The organism is Sporomusa sp. 246TCP1 (genome assembly GCF_057319775.1).
Window position 1 is genome coordinate 1,792,589 of the sequence record NZ_CM170492.1, and the last position, 15,111, is coordinate 1,807,699.

General features: G+C 44.2%; 13 protein-coding genes. 7 read left to right on the forward strand and 6 right to left on the reverse strand.

What is annotated here, in order from left to right:
* Positions 1 to 78: 78 nt before the first annotated feature.
* From htpG to AC1ECB_RS08950, 6 genes are all read right to left on the reverse strand, one after another.
* Complete coding sequence (htpG, locus tag AC1ECB_RS08925) at positions 79 to 2,040, reverse strand: molecular chaperone HtpG (RefSeq protein ID WP_485668370.1); 1,962 nt, start codon at positions 2,038 to 2,040, stop codon at positions 79 to 81.
* Between the two features lie 202 nt (positions 2,041 to 2,242).
* Positions 2,243 to 2,407 (reverse strand): hypothetical protein, encoded by a 165-nt coding sequence (locus AC1ECB_RS08930; RefSeq protein WP_485668371.1) that lies wholly within the window; start codon positions 2,405 to 2,407, stop codon positions 2,243 to 2,245.
* Positions 2,407 to 3,660, reverse strand: a complete 1,254-nt coding sequence (locus AC1ECB_RS08935) for a Ger(x)C family spore germination protein (protein WP_485668372.1) — start codon at positions 3,658 to 3,660, stop codon at positions 2,407 to 2,409. The genes AC1ECB_RS08930 and AC1ECB_RS08935 overlap by 1 nt, the downstream gene beginning before the upstream one ends.
* Entirely contained in the window at positions 3,645 to 4,754 is a 1,110-nt protein-coding gene (locus AC1ECB_RS08940; RefSeq protein WP_485668373.1) for a GerAB/ArcD/ProY family transporter, read from the reverse strand. Before AC1ECB_RS08940 ends, AC1ECB_RS08935 begins: the two co-directional genes overlap by 16 nt.
* Positions 4,751 to 6,625, reverse strand: a complete 1,875-nt coding sequence (locus AC1ECB_RS08945) for a spore germination protein (protein WP_485668374.1) — start codon at positions 6,623 to 6,625, stop codon at positions 4,751 to 4,753. Before AC1ECB_RS08945 ends, AC1ECB_RS08940 begins: the two co-directional genes overlap by 4 nt.
* Positions 6,626 to 6,745: 120 nt before the next feature.
* A complete protein-coding gene (locus tag AC1ECB_RS08950; RefSeq protein ID WP_485668375.1) occupies positions 6,746 to 8,014 on the reverse strand; it encodes a DNA recombination protein RmuC in 1,269 nt (422 codons plus the stop codon).
* 189 nt (positions 8,015 to 8,203) lie between these two features.
* On the opposite strand from AC1ECB_RS08950, the gene AC1ECB_RS08955 reads away from it, so the two are divergent.
* The 7 genes from AC1ECB_RS08955 (at position 8,204) to fusA (ending at position 15,043) form a co-directional block, all read left to right on the forward strand.
* Positions 8,204 to 9,460, forward strand: a complete 1,257-nt coding sequence (locus AC1ECB_RS08955; RefSeq protein ID WP_485668376.1) for an acetylornithine/succinylornithine family transaminase — start codon at positions 8,204 to 8,206, stop codon at positions 9,458 to 9,460.
* 39 nt (positions 9,461 to 9,499) lie between these two features.
* Positions 9,500 to 9,940 (forward strand): type II toxin-antitoxin system RatA family toxin, encoded by a 441-nt coding sequence (locus AC1ECB_RS08960; RefSeq protein WP_485668377.1) that lies wholly within the window; start codon positions 9,500 to 9,502, stop codon positions 9,938 to 9,940.
* Positions 9,941 to 10,093: 153 nt separating this feature from the next.
* Positions 10,094 to 10,963, forward strand: a complete 870-nt coding sequence (htpX, locus tag AC1ECB_RS08965) for a zinc metalloprotease HtpX (protein WP_485668378.1) — start codon at positions 10,094 to 10,096, stop codon at positions 10,961 to 10,963.
* 75 nt (positions 10,964 to 11,038) lie between these two features.
* Positions 11,039 to 11,560 carry a gamma carbonic anhydrase family protein gene (locus AC1ECB_RS08970; RefSeq protein WP_485668379.1) on the forward strand — a complete coding sequence of 174 codons (522 nt, stop codon included), beginning with the start codon at positions 11,039 to 11,041 and terminating at the stop codon, positions 11,558 to 11,560.
* 1 nt (position 11,561) lies between these two features.
* On the forward strand, positions 11,562 to 12,014 hold the full coding sequence (gene ndk, locus AC1ECB_RS08975; RefSeq protein ID WP_485668380.1) for a nucleoside-diphosphate kinase: 453 nt from the start codon (positions 11,562 to 11,564) through the stop codon (positions 12,012 to 12,014).
* The gene (locus tag AC1ECB_RS08980; RefSeq protein WP_485668381.1) at positions 12,007 to 12,531 is read left to right on the forward strand and encodes a cob(I)yrinic acid a,c-diamide adenosyltransferase; all 525 of its coding nucleotides are present in this window, start codon (positions 12,007 to 12,009) and stop codon (positions 12,529 to 12,531) included. The genes ndk and AC1ECB_RS08980 overlap by 8 nt, the downstream gene beginning before the upstream one ends.
* A 430-nt stretch (positions 12,532 to 12,961) precedes the next feature.
* Complete coding sequence (fusA, locus tag AC1ECB_RS08985) at positions 12,962 to 15,043, forward strand: elongation factor G (RefSeq protein WP_485668382.1); 2,082 nt, start codon at positions 12,962 to 12,964, stop codon at positions 15,041 to 15,043.
* The last annotated feature ends 68 nt before the right edge of the window (positions 15,044 to 15,111 follow it).

Sequence of the window (15,111 nt, forward strand, 5' to 3'; positions counted from 1 at the left end):
AAACGGAATAGGCAGTATTATTTTTTATATAAAGAAAAGAAAAGCGCCGCCCAGAATAAGTCTGGTAGGCGCTTGGTGCTATTGTGCGCTATGGGCCATAAGATTGGCCACTTTATTAGCAAAACTGATGGGGTCATCCGGGGTAATCCCTTCCATGAGTAATGCTTGTCCATACAGTAAATCACAATAATCTTTAAATGGGTCAGAGTCAGGGGCCGTCTGATACAGATTCTTCAGTATCCCAAATAGCTCGTGTTCAGGATTAATTTCAAGAATCCGGTTAGCTTTATACATAGTTTTGTTCATTTCCGATAAAATTTGTTCCATAGACAGGCTAATGCCGTTATCATCGCTAACCAGGCATACGGCACTGGTTTTTAGGCGATTACTGATTTTAACGTCAGCTACTTTGCCAGTTAGACGTTCCTTAATGGCTTTAATCAGCGGCTCATTTTCTTTGGCTAATGCATCAATATCCTTTTTGGTTTCAGGGGAGTCAATGTCGTCAAGTTCGAGGTTGCCGCGGCTAACTGACTGAAACTTTTTCGCTTCATATTCTTGCAAGGCATCAATAGCAAATTCATCTACCCGGTCAAAAAGATAGAGCACTTCGATGTTCTTTTCGCGCAGTAGTTCCATTTGTGGTAAGCGTTCCACTGCGGAGCGGTCTTTGCCTGTCGCGTAGTAGATAACCTTTTGGGTTTCCGGCATGCGTTTGGTGTAGTCTTCCAGCGTAGTCAGTTCATCGGCCGCGTGTGAGGTGGCAAAGAGCAGGAGATTCTTTAACTTGTCCCGGCTCTGGTACTCAGAATATATGCCAGTTTTGATGGCTTTGCCGTATTCATGCCAAAATTTTTCATATTTAGGCCGGTCTTTTGTTAGCATGGTTTCCAGTGTCTTTAGTATGCTTTTCTCCAGATTTTTGCCAACCCGTTTCAACTGTTGACTCTGTTGGAGAAGTTCACGGGAGATATTGAGAGAAAAGTCGGGAGAATCGACTAGCCCGCGAACAAAACGCAGGTAATCAGGCAGGAGATCCTGACAATTGTCCATGATAAAAACGTTTTTGGAATATAAACGGATGCCTGTCGTAGACTCTCGCTGGTAAAAATCAAAAGGCGCGTGAGATGGAAGAAACAGCAGGCTGGTATATTCTACAGCACCTTCCACTTTGGAGTGGATAATTTCCAGGGGGTTTTCCCAATCATGGAAGAGATTTTTGTATAATTGATAGTACTCTTCCTGAGTGATGTCGTTTTTATTCTTAGTCCAGAGGGGTGCCATAGAGTTGAGCGTACGAACTTCAATTGTCTTGGTGGGCGGGGCATCTTCGATCACTTTGCCGTCCGCATCCAACGGTTTTTCCTCTTTAGTAAAATTCATCTTAATTGGGTAACGGATATAATCAGAATATTTTTTGATCAGGTTCTCCAAGCGATAGTTGTTGAGAAAGTTTTCCTCAGCATGTTCGGCAGAGCGATATTCCTCTTTAAGGGTTAAGATAATGGTTGTACCACGAGTATCTTTGGCACACTCTTCAATAGTATAAGTGCCGTCACCGTTGGACTCCCAGCGAATGCCCTTAGACTGACCGGGAGCACGGGTAAGTAAAGTAACTTTTTCTGCTACCATGAAGGCTGAATAGAAACCAACGCCAAATTGACCGATTAGTTCAGTATCAGCTGCTGAGCCGGCTGTTTTTATTTTATCTAGAAAGGCTTTGGTGCCAGATTTGGCAATGGTGCCGATGTTTTCCACAACTTCGGCGTAGGTCATACCCATGCCATTGTCAGAGATAGTGAGGGTGTTGGTCGTTTCGTCAGGAAGGATAAAAATTTCAAAATCATCAGTGCCTTCAAGCAAGTCATGATTTGTTAATGATTCAAACCGAATTTTATCAATAGCATCTGAGGCGTTTGAGATAAGCTCCCGTAAAAAAATCTCCCGGTTTGTATAAATTGAGTGAATCATTAGATCCAGTAGCTGCTTAGTCTCAGCCTGAAATTCTTTTGTTTCTTTGTTAATTGTTTCTTGAGACATTACGAACCTCCAATATTATCAAAAATTCTGTTGTTAGCACTCTTAGAAGTTGAGTGCTAACACTATTTAAATAATAACGAAAATATTTTATAAAATCAAATATTCGATAACATAAAATAGACAGATACCGGCGTATTGCTACCAAATTTGCAAAATATCTCCTGCTTTTGTGAAATAGCGTGTTTTTTCTCAAAATACTATTCTAATTTCCCGTGAGCATACGCAGCAATGGCAGGGCCAGACCAGTCATAACCAAGATAACTATTCCAATTGCCCCCACTGTATTGCCATTTTTTTTCAGCCACCAGGCATATGTCAGGGCATGAAAACCAATGACAGTACCTATACCAAGGTATATATAATCCATTAGTCATTACCCCTTATCGGCATGCTCTGAAACATTAGTCCGGTACGACGGATTTTAGTATGGATTTGTACTTGAAATTCAGCCTCAGGATAAAGGTCATTCCAATTAAAATTGGCAACCTCATCGTAGGTCTGGAACTTAGGCCGGAAGTAGCGGCCAAAATTAACAACATCAGTACCAAGCGCTTGTGTATGGTTAAGCATCTCTACCATTTCTAGTTTGATGGTTTTTGACACCTCTTCTTCTAATAATTCCCTGTTATCCTCGGACTCATAGTTGATATTGCTGGCAATACTGGCGAGTTCGCCTTCTAACAGCACATTAATATCAATAACAGGCCGGTTATTTACGAAGCTAACATTAATTTGTGGATTTTTGCCTAACCGCAAAAGAATGTGCACATTCCGCTCGGTTTTTTGGGGATCGACTATCGTTAAAAAGCCTTTGGGGAAATTCCCCATAAGGATAGCAACCATGCGCGTTTCTTCGTTAGTCAGCATCCCTGCCAGCTTATCACCTTTAAATACAGCCGTACCAATAATAGCGGCAGGATTACCGCCTTCACGCGGTATATCGCCGGGAAGATACTCCTTAGCTCGTTCTGGTGGGATTGGTTGAGCGCTAGGCCTATCTGTACCTGATAAGGGATTAATTGCCGCATATACAGCATAGGGAGCACCGCTCGTAGTCTTTAGCCGATTATAAAACTCATGAACATGCGTAGGCAATAAATAGCCGGTCTCAGACCCTGATAACAAGAGACCTTCAATCCAGCGTGAAGGTAATACGTCAATTGACGGCTTATTTTTATTGATAAATCCCTGTGCTGTATCACTAACCACCATCAAAAACATAGATCCGCGATATTCACGAAACCGGAGGAGTGGTCCTACTAAATTCTCCAGTCCTTGTCGTGCTAATTCTTCACCGACAACCCATACCTTAATATGGGATAAATCAGGGACCCGGCCAAGTGAGGCGCTGAGCAAAGAACGGCCTTCGATTAAGGAGGGAGCCTTGATGGTAGTAACAACCAGGCTTTTGCCACTGTCTGCATCACCGCCACCTCCAGTGGCGCCTAGTGCCCTGGGAACAGCAATCAGATAGGTAATATTTATCTGTTTGTTTGGCAGATAATCAATCCCAACAGCCAAAACATAGGCCACTTCGTCAGTTTCCTTAGCACCGGAACAACCTGATAATACAAGGCATACCGCCAAGCTTAAAGATATAATAATCAATCGGAAGAACACGACGCGCCCTCCTTTTTTATAGCCTTCACTATAGATACAATTAGCAGTAATAGTGGGATAGCGACTAGACCAACAGTAAAGAAGTTTGTTACTACAAGCCCATCTATGCGAATAACTGTGGCAATGTCAGGCGGTATCATGGCTAGTTGCGCAATAATATAAGCCGACAGTGGAATGAGTGGTTGGAGAGCCGGCAGCTTCAATAAACGGGTAATTAAATAGGCTCCCATATAAAGGCTGATAGCAATTCCCAGCAACCCTACAATAACCCACAGTATGATAAATAACGACTCAATCCGTTGCAGGTAGCGGCTCAAATATACTAAGCGGGCCATCTCAAAAAAAGGTAGTGTTTTTTCACTTGCCACGGCAATTCCAAATACCATAGTGAATACCATAATGGATAATGCTTTGAGAAAGACACAGCCCATTATTCCGAAAATACTGGCCCATTTGAAAGTTCGGACATTCTGCATAGCAGGTGCAACAATCACAAGAATCAGCGCGCCAAAGTTGGTACCCGCGTTCTGCATTCCGTGTTTTAGTGAAGGCAGAAGCCCGTAACCCTGCCAGGGAGCCAGATTATAGATGTCATAATTGGGAGCTAATAGGAGCAGGACTATTAGTAAACTAAAAATGCTTATCGGCAATAACAGGTAGGTTCCGCGCGCCAGTGCTTCCAGGCCTAAGAGAGCACCTAGTGCAGCGACAAAAGCATACCAGCCGATAATGAAACTAAACTCCATTTGTGGTAAGGCTGTAAGTAAGGTATTCTCGGCAAATTGGCGCAACAGGAGTGCCGCATTAAGAAAGAAAAATACAATGCATGTGATTGTTACTAGCCATGCGCCAATACGTCCTAACAGTTTTTCAGAGATGCTAAAAAGGTCGCCAGGAGTTTGTTGCAAAATATAAACCCAGGCGATAATGGTCAAGATCGTTAGTAAGCCAGAAACAAGGATCATCCACCAGTCGGCAGTAGCGACAATAGCGGCATCATTGGCAGGTGTTGTTAGAAAAATACGCGGCAATAGTATAATAAATACTAAGGCCATACCCTCAGCTATACCCATGCGGCCAGGCTGATAACTCATGGCTTATCTTGTCCTCTCAGTGGTTTTTCTTTTAACCATTCCCGACTTATAGCAGGCTGTTTAATAGTTTCTTTGGTATTCAAACCGTCTGGTGGTTTTTCTTGCTGAAACACCGGACCGCGTACCACCACATCCAGGTTGCCCTCCACCCGGGGAGCTATCGGCAGCATATATGGCATACCAAAAGATTTCATACTGCATAATTGGAGTACAAGCAGTAGAAACCCGGAAGCAACACCGACCAGCCCTAATGTTGCTGCCAGCATAAGCATAGGAAAGCGGATAATGCGGAAAGCCATTGCCATCTGAAAATCAGGAATAGCGAAGGAAGCCAGACCTGCTAAGGCAATAATAATAACTACAATTGGACTGACAATATTGGCAGTAACTGCCGCCTGTCCCAGAATAAGTGCACCGACAATTCCGATTGTCGCCCCCAGCACTCCGGGAATGCGTAATCCCCCTTCCCGAATAAGTTCAAAAGAAAATTCCATGAGGACAATCTCAATGAGCGCCGGAAATGGCACTTTCTCGCGGGCGCCGGCAATAGCCAGAGCAATTTCGGTTGGGAGTGCCTCTTGATGAAAGTAGTTAATTGCCAAATATAGAGAAGGCAGCAATAGCGTAATAAAGGCAGCAGCAAGACGCAATATACGCAGTCCAGTACTTGCAATAGCTTTAAACGAGAAATCTTCTGCTGAATGAAAAAAGGTAAAAAAGCTGACAGGCACAACATGGGCAAGCGGCACACCATCTAGTATCAAGGCTACCCGGCCTTCGGCCAGATGCACACACACCCGGTCAGGCCGTTCAGTCGAAAGGGCCTGGGGAAACAGATTGCCAGGATGATCCTCAATGAACTGCTGGAGCGACCCGATATCTCCCATGTAGTCGATGGAAATTCCCTCAATTCGGCGCTTTAGTTCAGCTACGAGCAACGGATTGGCCACAGACTCTAAATACATAATGGCACAGCTGGTATTGGTTTTTTTACCCAGAGACAGGATCTCGGTAACAAGCTCGCTGCTCTTTAATGTACCGCGAATCAAGGCGGTATTAATGCGCAGCCCTTCACTAAAAGATGCCTGTGAGCCGCGCACCGTTTGCTCTGTTGTAGGTTTATTTACGCCGCGCTGCACCATACCTCTGGTGTTGATTAAGATAGCTTCCGGAACACCATCAATAAAGAGTGCTGAATCCCCACTGTTGATACCATGCTGGACGGACTGGTAATCTATGGCTTTGTTGATCTGGTTGGCAGGTAAACATTCCTCGATAATCTGGGTAGTAATACTGCCGGTGGTACCGCCTTCGCGCACATGATCAGCCGAGAAATACATTAATGGCTGTAAAACAGCCAGATTGAGTGTTTTACTATCAACCATACCATCTATAAACACCAGTATAGCTTTTACCGGCGGGGAAAAAGGCAAAATAAGATTACGAATAATAACATCCTTGTTGTGCGGCAGCTTGTATAGTTTTTCTAGCAGCTCACGGTTTTCGGCAAGGACAGCACTCACCTGCCTGTTATCCGGGTGAGTTGCGGCATCATAGGCCAGTCGAACGGGGGAACGCTCTGCCTTAATTGCTGCCAGTTTTTTTTCCACAGCTTTCATTTGTGCTAGATGAGTAAACTGACCTGCTTTAAGATGTTTAGCCGTCATTTCTAAGACTTCTTTTAGTTGTTTGGCTTGGCGCAAAAGTATCTGGAGTTCCTCCAACGGCCCCGCAAGTCCGTCCTCTAAACTGCTGTTGGGTTGCTGTTTGTCTAACTTATCATCTAATACAAAGGGAGTAGGAGTATGCGGTGGCTGATAGACCAGGAGGGTTTTTAAATATTTATAGGTTTTAGAAAAGATAGTCTCCACAGCAGCGTTCCTCCTCTCGTACTATTTTGTGGTTATTATTACCAAAAAATAGTGTATTATGTGAATAATTCTGAGAGTAAAGCAAAAGCACATCCAAACATGGTCGGATGTGCTTTTGCTTTACTCTTGCATACTATCATATTGTCCCAGGATACGAACAGCATCTGCTGCAGGCAGTTGTTCGACATCCTTAAGTTTTCGTTCGATGGCTCTGGTGCGTACGGCAGCGGCGTCAATTTGCTTGCTGGCCTGGTCTAGTTTTTCCTTGGTCTTTATGAGAACATCCCCGAACTTACCAAACTCTGTTTTTACAGCGCCCAGAAGGCCCCAGACTTCACTTGACCGTTTCTCAATTGCCAATGTCCGAAATCCCATTTGCAGACTATTCAATAACGCCGCCAGCGTAGTTGGACCTGTAATACTAATACGGTATTCCCGCTGTAGGCTTTCACATAGTCCAGGACGCCGTAATACTTCGGCGTATAATCCTTCGATAGGCAGAAACATAATAGCAAAGTCAGTAGTATTGGGTGGATCAATATACTTCTCTTTGATGGTTTTAGCTTCCAGGCGAATCCTGGTCTCTAAACTGGCCGCCGCAGCGGCGGCCAGTTCGGCATTAGCCATATCCTGGGCTTCTAAAAGCCTTTGGTAATCTTCCTGGGGAAACTTGGCATCAATGGGCAGCCAAACAGGGGTATCATTACTATCTCTGCCTGGCAGGCATACGGCAAATTCTACCCGGTCCTGGCTGCCACGCTTTGTTGCCACATTGGCAGAATACTGCTCAGGAGTTAGGACTTGTTCTAATAGCGAGGCCAGCTGCATTTCACCCCAGATACCACGGGTTTTAACATTGGACAGGACTTTTTTGAGATCGCCGACCCCGGATGCCAGTTGCTGCATTTCTCCCAGCCCTTTGTGCACCTGTTCCAGGCGCTCGCTCACAAGTTGAAACGACTCACCTAAGCGTTTTTCCAGAGTTGCATGCAGTTTTTCATCCACCGTTGCTCGCATCGCTTCGAGTTTTTTGCTGTTATCATTTTGAATATCTATGAGTTTGCCTTCAATTGTCTCACGGAGCTTGTCAAGTTTTTGCTCATTAAGCTGAACAAGACGCGAAAATCGCTGGTCATTACTATTCGTAAATTCATGCAGTTGACCTGCCAGTTCTTCCCGCAGTATTTTAATGTTGAAAGTCAGTTCCTGGCGGTTTTTTCCCAGCTCATCGCGAAGCATGGCCTCCAGGCGTTCCTGATTATAGGTGAGTTGCTTGAACGGTGTCAAGTCCGGACTCCCGGCCTTGGTGACTTTTACCAGCAGCAGTAAGAGTAACCCGACATTACCTATGAGGACAAGCAGAGTGATTGCAGCAAATATGTCATTCATCAGTTACACCATCCCTTGAATAATTAGCTCTTTCTTATTCAAGACTAGTGAGGGTAAATCCTGTTAGTGAATAGAATTTTCTCCTGATGGCTGCTTTTTTTGAATAAAGCAGGAGTTCTTTTGATATTAATAGAAAATAATGTCATGAGTAGATTTTTATAAATTGTGGCATTTACAAGGAGGGTTTATATGTCTAATAAAGAACAAATGATAAACCAAACAATTAACAAGTATGAGCAATATATTAACCCAGCCATGGCCAAACTGTTCCGCTTTATGGGGCTGTCCACAATTGAATGGGAGGCCGAAGGTACTATTATCAAGGACATTGGCGGTAAAGAATATGTCGACTGTCTGGGGGGCTATGGGGTATTTAGTCTGGGACACCGTCACCCCAAAGTGGTTGAGGCTGTTAAGCGCCAACTAGATTTCATGCCGCTATCGAGTAAGGTGTTATTTGATAAACCGATGGCTGATTTAGCAGAACTTCTGGCTGAAATAACGCCTGGTGATCTTCAATATAGTTTCATCGTCAACAGTGGAACCGAAGCAGTAGAAGGCAGTCTCAAGCTGGCACGGGTTCACACCGGCCGGAGTAAGTTTGTTGCTACCACCAATTCGTTTCACGGCAAAACATTAGGCTCTTTAAGTGCTACCGGACGGGAGATGTTCCGGGAACCGTTTCAACCGCTGCTTGCCGGCTTTAGTCATGTGCCATTTGGTGATATTGATGCTTTAGCCCAAGTTGTGGACAATGAGACAGCAGCTGTCATTATTGAACCCATTCAGGGCGAAGGGGGAATCATTGTCCCGCCTGATACCTATCTGCCTGCGGCACGTGAGATCTGTGACAAAACGGGAGCGCTGTTAATTTGTGATGAAGTACAAACAGGGTTAGGCCGTACTGGTAAGATGTTTGCGGTTGAACACTATGGTGTGGTGCCTGACATTATAACAACCGCTAAAGCCTTAGGCGGCGGAGTTATGCCGATTGGTGCGTTTACAGCGCGGCCAAAGGTTTGGGATAAGTATATCATCAGTCCTTTTTTGCATACCTCAACCTTCGGCGGCAACCCACTGGCCTGTGCAGCGGCTATCGCCGCTGTCAGCGTTATCCGCGAAGAGGGCCTGCTCAGGCGAGCTGAACAAAGCGGTCACTATTTTATGGGTAAGCTGACAGAACTAGCCCAGGCCTACCCTGAGCTAATAGCCCAAGTACGCGGTAAGGGTCTGATGATTGGCATAGAACTGACTAAAGAAGGTATTGGCGGGTTAATCATGTCGGAAATGATTGACAAAGGTGTTCTTATTGCGTACACACTTAATAATCCTAAAGTTATGCGGATCGAACCGCCGCTGATCATTGAACAAGAACAGATTGATTATGTCATTTCAGCTTTGTCAAGCGCATTGGCAAAGGCACAGGATATGCTGGAAGACCTATAGTTTTGCATGAATAGCATAATTGGACAGGAGGAAATGAATATGCCATATGTAGAAGTGACTTTGCCTGTTAACGCTGATCGCAGCCAAATTTATCCTATTTTGAAGGATATGGAAAAATATCCCGAGTTTATGTCTGATTTGGTTAGTGTTGAGGTTATTGAACGAAAAGACAATACCACTATGACGAAATGGGTATCCAATGTAGATGGTCGAATTATCAAATGGACTGAGCTTGATAATTTTGATGATACCAACATGCATATTAGCTATAAGCAAACCGAGGGCGATTTAAAAAAGTTTCAAGGCGAATGGATATTAACACCAATTGAGGGCGGTACTGAGATCAAACTAACCGTTGATTTTGAATTTGGAATTCCGATGATTGCGGGATTGCTTAATCCGATTCTTAAGCGAAAGGTACGGGACAACAGTATGAATATGCTGACCGCCATCAAGGAACGCATGGAAAATCGGGCTTAAACGCTTGTTGTTAATTATAAGCAAATCACTTATAATTAATAGTAATAATAGATTCAGAAAAAGAAGGGAGGAGCGATGTCATCTTTAGCTAGCGTGGAATAGTTAAGACGGTAATTGTTTATATAGAATAAAATACGCTATGGAGGTGTCTTAATGAACACGCTTAAGACTACTGTTTTACTTGCTGCACTAACAGGTTTACTAATTGCAGTTGGTGCCTTTTTTGGTGGCACTAAGGGCATGACGTTCATGTTTGTTATTTCGATTTTGATGAACTTTGCCAGCTACTGGTTTAGTGATAAAATTGTGCTCAATATGTATGGTGCGCAAGCGGTTACGCCCCAGGATGCACCAGATTTAATCCGCATGGTGAGTAATTTGGCTCAAAAGGCCAAACTGCCGATGCCTAAGGTTTATATTATCAATACCGATGTGCCTAATGCCTTTGCCACCGGTCGTGATCCTGAACATGCTGCTGTCGCTGTGACAACAGGTATTATGCGAGCGCTCAATTATGAAGAGTTAGAAGGCGTTGTCGCTCATGAATTGTCTCATATCAAAAATCGCGACACTTTGATTAGTACCATTGTTGCAAGTCTCGCTGGTGTTATCACCATGATTGCTAATATTGCACAATGGACAGCTATCTTTGGCCTGGGTCGTGGCGATGACGAGGATGGGGGCGGTATCGGCGGTATTATTGAGTTTGTTTTCCTGGTGGTGCTGGCGCCGCTCGCTGCTACTCTTATCCAGCTTGGTGTCTCCCGTTCGCGCGAATATCTGGCTGACCAAACAGGCGGTGCTGTTTCCGGCAATCCATTAGCGCTTGCCAGTGCTCTCAAGAAGATTGAATACTTTGCCCAGCATCGTGTGATGGCTGAAGCTACTCCTGCTACCTCTCATCTCTTTATCATTAACCCGTTTAGTGGTGCCGGCGGCATGATGGTTAGTCTATTCAGCACCCACCCGGCAACAGCTGATAGAGTGGCTAAATTGGAAGAACAGGCAAGGAAAACAAGGTAATAGCAAGCATAAGCAGAAGTCACTATTAGCCAAGGCTATCTAGTGGCTTCTTTTAAGAAAGGAGAGATTGTTTGATTGGAAAACCCACTGTTTCTATATAAAGACTTGACTCCGGAAATTGACAGCAGCGTATTTCTAGCTGAAGGAGTAAGAGTTGTCGGGGATGTGTCTATTGCAAAAAACTCCAGTATTTGGTATAACACAGTTGTCAGAGGCGATATTAACCCGATAAAGATTGGCCAGTATACTAACATTCAGGATAATTGTACGGTGCATGTTATGTATGACTTTCCCTGCATTATTGGTGATTATGTTACAGTGGGTCATAACGTAATACTCCACGGCTGTACCGTAGCTGATAACTGCTTGATCGGTATGGGAGCCATTTTATTAGGCTATGCCGAGATTGGTGAAAACTGTATTATTGGAGCTGGCTCGCTGATTACTGAACGTAAACAGATTCCACCCAATTCGTTAGTTATGGGTTCACCTGGCAAAATCATCCGCCAGGTCAGCCCGGGAGAGATTGAAGCCATACGCCAGTCGGCTTTAAAATATGCTGAAATCGCCCAAAACTATATGAGGAGTAGTACATAATATGAGTGATATCGCCCAAAATACCCTGGTGCTTTTAAAACCTGATGCAGTGCAAAGAAAGCTTTGCGGTGAAATTATTCAGCGATTTGAATGTAAAGGCTTGTTGCTTTCAGCGCTTAAATTGCTTCAATTAACGCCTGAAATGGCTGCAAAGCATTATGCTGAACATATAGGCAAACCATTTTACCCGGCTCTTATCGAATTTATTACTTCCGGACCGGTAGTAGCCATGGTACTAACTGGATCTAATGCCGTTAAAGTAGTCAGAACCATGATGGGTCCGACCAATCCTGTTGATGCATTGCCAGGGACCATTCGTGGTGACTATGCTAAAGTTATGTCCTACAATATTGTACATGGTTCTGATAGCGCCGATAGCGCAGCACGGGAAATAGCTATTTATTTTACTGAACAGGAAATTGTTCAGTATCACTTGGAGGATTGTTATGAGTAAAGTTTATACTAAAACCGGGGACAAAGGAACAACTGGTCTCCTAACCGGCGAGCGAGTCAAGAAAACCAGTGCCAGAGTAGAAGCCTATGGTACTGTCGATGAAATTAATTCAGCATTAGGCTTGGCCCGCGCTAATTGCAGCAATCAGGAGGTCAAAGAAGCCATAGTAAAACTACAGAAACTGCTGATGTTGATTATGGCCGATTTAGCCAGTGGCGGCAATAAAGAGCAATATGTAACGAATGACCATGTTATAACACTGGAACAAATGATTGATGAGTTTGATGCCAAGCTGCCGCCGCTAAAAAATTTTATTATACCCGGCGATACTCCGGGAGCTGCAGCACTGGATTTGGCGAGAACAGTAACCAGGCGGGCTGAGCGCCAGACCTTACGTTTCAAAGAAGCTGAAACTGATGCCGGTGTCACAGAACCTTTACTTATCAGCCTAAATCGTCTGTCAGATTTTTGTTTTGTATTATCCCGTTTTGAGGCCGAAAGTACTGCCAACTTATAATTGCACATCTTTGCTCAATCCGCATAAACTATATCGACAGCATAAGGATGCATTAGCTATAGATAATAGCTAAAATGAGGGGGCGAGCACTGTGAATTTTCGGTTTTATGTTATGTCGCTGCCAGGACCGCTGCGTAAATTGATGCGTATGTTCTTAAAAGGATAGAACGGTCCCATATATACAAAAAGAGCTATTGTAATGCAGTAGCTCTTTTTGTATGTACTGAAAGCTCCGATAATTTTATCAACTGTTGTTTTCGTCATATTTATTGGAAAAAAATTATAAATATGGAATAAAGCATGAATGTTTTGCTCATTTTAACTTAAACTAAATAGACAGAAAAGCAGGAATATTTACAGTAAACAGAGAATTGGTAAAGGTATATGTCAGTAATGAATTTAAGCAGACCACAACAGGAGGGGACTAGCCATGAAAGAGTACAAGAGCGACAAGTTGAGAAATGTTGGAATTGTAGCCCACGGTGGAGCCGGTAAGACATCCTTAACAGAAGCCATGCTATTTAATTCTGGCGCGGTTAACCGTTTAGGACGTGTTGATGATGGTTCGGCGACAACTGACTTTGAACCGGAAGAGGTAAAACGGAAAGTAACAATTAGTACGGCTTTGGCGCCTTGTGAGTGGCGCGATCATAAGATAAATTTTGTTGATACTCCCGGTTATGCTGATTTCGTAGCTGAAGTTAAGGGCGCTCTACGTGCTGTAGATAGTGCGCTCATTGTGCTATGCGCTGCTGCCGGCGTCGAGGTAGAAACCGAAAAAGTATGGAACTATGCCAATGAATTATCTTTGCCACGTATAGGATTTATTAACAAAATGGACCGGGAAAACGCTGACTTTTATAGTGTTGTCGAAAGTATGAAAGAGAAATTCGGCAATGGCGTTATCCCGGTTCAATTGCCTATTGGTACCCAGGATAGTTTTAACGGCGTTGTTAATGTGATTACCATGAAGGCTTATTTAGCAGCGAAAAGTGGTAAAGAATGTACTGAGGCAGATATTCCGGCAGATATGCTGGAGCAGGCGCAGGAAGCAAGAGTGGCACTTATTGAAGCTGCTGCCGAAGGAAATGATGAGCTGTTAACGAAATACCTTGAAGGGGAAGAGTTGAGCAATGAAGAAATAAACACCGGTTTATTGGCTGGTATTGCCCAAGCCAAAGTATTTCCGGTTCTTTGCGGTTCGGCTCTTAAAAACATTGGTGTGCGGCAAGCATTGGACACGATTATCAGTTGTCTGCCGGCGCCAGATGCCACACCAATCCTCGGCTATCATCCGGTAAGTAAAGATCCTGTTGAAAGAAGCGCTGCCGATCCATTTTCGGCAATGGTATTTAAAACCACTGCCGACCCGTTCGTCGGCCGCCTAAGCTATATTCGTCTATTCTCAGGCAATATGAAGCCAGACAGTACCTTGTATAACGCCACCAAAGAGAAGTCAGAGCGTATCGGTTCAATTTTTACCTTGCGTGGTAAACATCAAGAGCCAATTTCGAATGTATATGCCGGCGATATTGTTGTGGTAGCGAAACTACAGGAAACGGCTACCGGTGATTCGCTCTGCGACAAAGATAAACCTATTCTGTTTGAATCAATTGCCTATCCTAAACCAATGTTCACCAGAACTATTGAGGCTAAAAATAAAGGCGACGAGGATAAGATTGGTCAGGCATTGGCGCGCCTCATGGATGAAGATCCTACATTTAAAGTGCATAAGAATGTGGAAACCCATCAGTTACTGATTTCAGGTATGGGCGAACTGCATTTGGATATTATGTCTGAGCGCATGAAACGCAAGTTCGGCGTCGAAACACTGCTTGCAACCCCCAAAGTACCTTACCGCGAAACCATTCGCGGTTCAGCCAAAGTAGAAGGCAAACATAAAAAGCAAAGTGGGGGACATGGTCAGTACGGTCATGTCTGGCTGCAGCTTGACCCGTTAGCACCAGGCGCTGAGTTTGAGTTTGTTGACTCTATTTTTGGCGGAGCGGTACCTCGCCAGTATATCCCGGCTGTTGAAAAGGGGGTACGAGAGGCATTAGCTGGCGGCCTGCTCGCCGGTTATCCGATGGTTGATGTTAAGGTAACGTTAACCGATGGATCGTATCATACGGTTGACTCATCAGAAATGGCCTTCAAAATTGCCAGCACTTTGGCTTTGCGCAAAGGGGTATTACAAGCCAAGCCTGTTTTACTTGAGCCCATCTATGCCATAGAAGTTATCGTGCCTGAATCTTATATGGGAGATGTCATTGGCGATCTTAATACCAAGCGAGGGCGGATTCAGGGCATGGAGCCCATCGGGGGCGGCTTAGGCCGGGTCAAAGCCCAGGTACCATTGGCAGAAATGTTTCGCTACAGCATTGACTTGCGTTCCATTACCCAGGGGAGGGGCTCTTTTGATATGAATTTCTCCCATTATGAAGATGTTCCGGCACGTATTGCGGAAGCGATTATTGCTAATGCTAAGAAAGAAAAAATAGAGGAAGCCTAGCAACTAAGCGGAAAAAACCTTGGCATGAAATAAACGTCTGCCAAGGTTTTTTGCATTTGCAGGATTGA

What these genes read in the sequence shown, in the direction of transcription:
- fusA (WP_485668382.1), top strand. Translation starts at nt 12,962, where the DNA reads ATGAAAGAGTACAAGAGCGACAAGTTGAGAAATGTTGGAATTGTAGCC.
- htpG (WP_485668370.1), bottom strand. Translation starts at nt 2,040, where the DNA reads ATGTCTCAAGAAACAATTAACAAAGAAACAAAAGAATTTCAGGCTGAG.
- ndk (WP_485668380.1), top strand. Translation starts at nt 11,562, where the DNA reads ATGAGTGATATCGCCCAAAATACCCTGGTGCTTTTAAAACCTGATGCA.
- AC1ECB_RS08940 (WP_485668373.1), bottom strand. Translation starts at nt 4,754, where the DNA reads ATGAGTTATCAGCCTGGCCGCATGGGTATAGCTGAGGGTATGGCCTTA.
- AC1ECB_RS08960 (WP_485668377.1), top strand. Translation starts at nt 9,500, where the DNA reads ATGCCATATGTAGAAGTGACTTTGCCTGTTAACGCTGATCGCAGCCAA.
- AC1ECB_RS08950 (WP_485668375.1), bottom strand. Translation starts at nt 8,014, where the DNA reads ATGAATGACATATTTGCTGCAATCACTCTGCTTGTCCTCATAGGTAAT.
- AC1ECB_RS08930 (WP_485668371.1), bottom strand. Translation starts at nt 2,407, where the DNA reads ATGGATTATATATACCTTGGTATAGGTACTGTCATTGGTTTTCATGCC.
- htpX (WP_485668378.1), top strand. Translation starts at nt 10,094, where the DNA reads ATGAACACGCTTAAGACTACTGTTTTACTTGCTGCACTAACAGGTTTA.
- AC1ECB_RS08980 (WP_485668381.1), top strand. Translation starts at nt 12,007, where the DNA reads ATGAGTAAAGTTTATACTAAAACCGGGGACAAAGGAACAACTGGTCTC.
- AC1ECB_RS08955 (WP_485668376.1), top strand. Translation starts at nt 8,204, where the DNA reads ATGTCTAATAAAGAACAAATGATAAACCAAACAATTAACAAGTATGAG.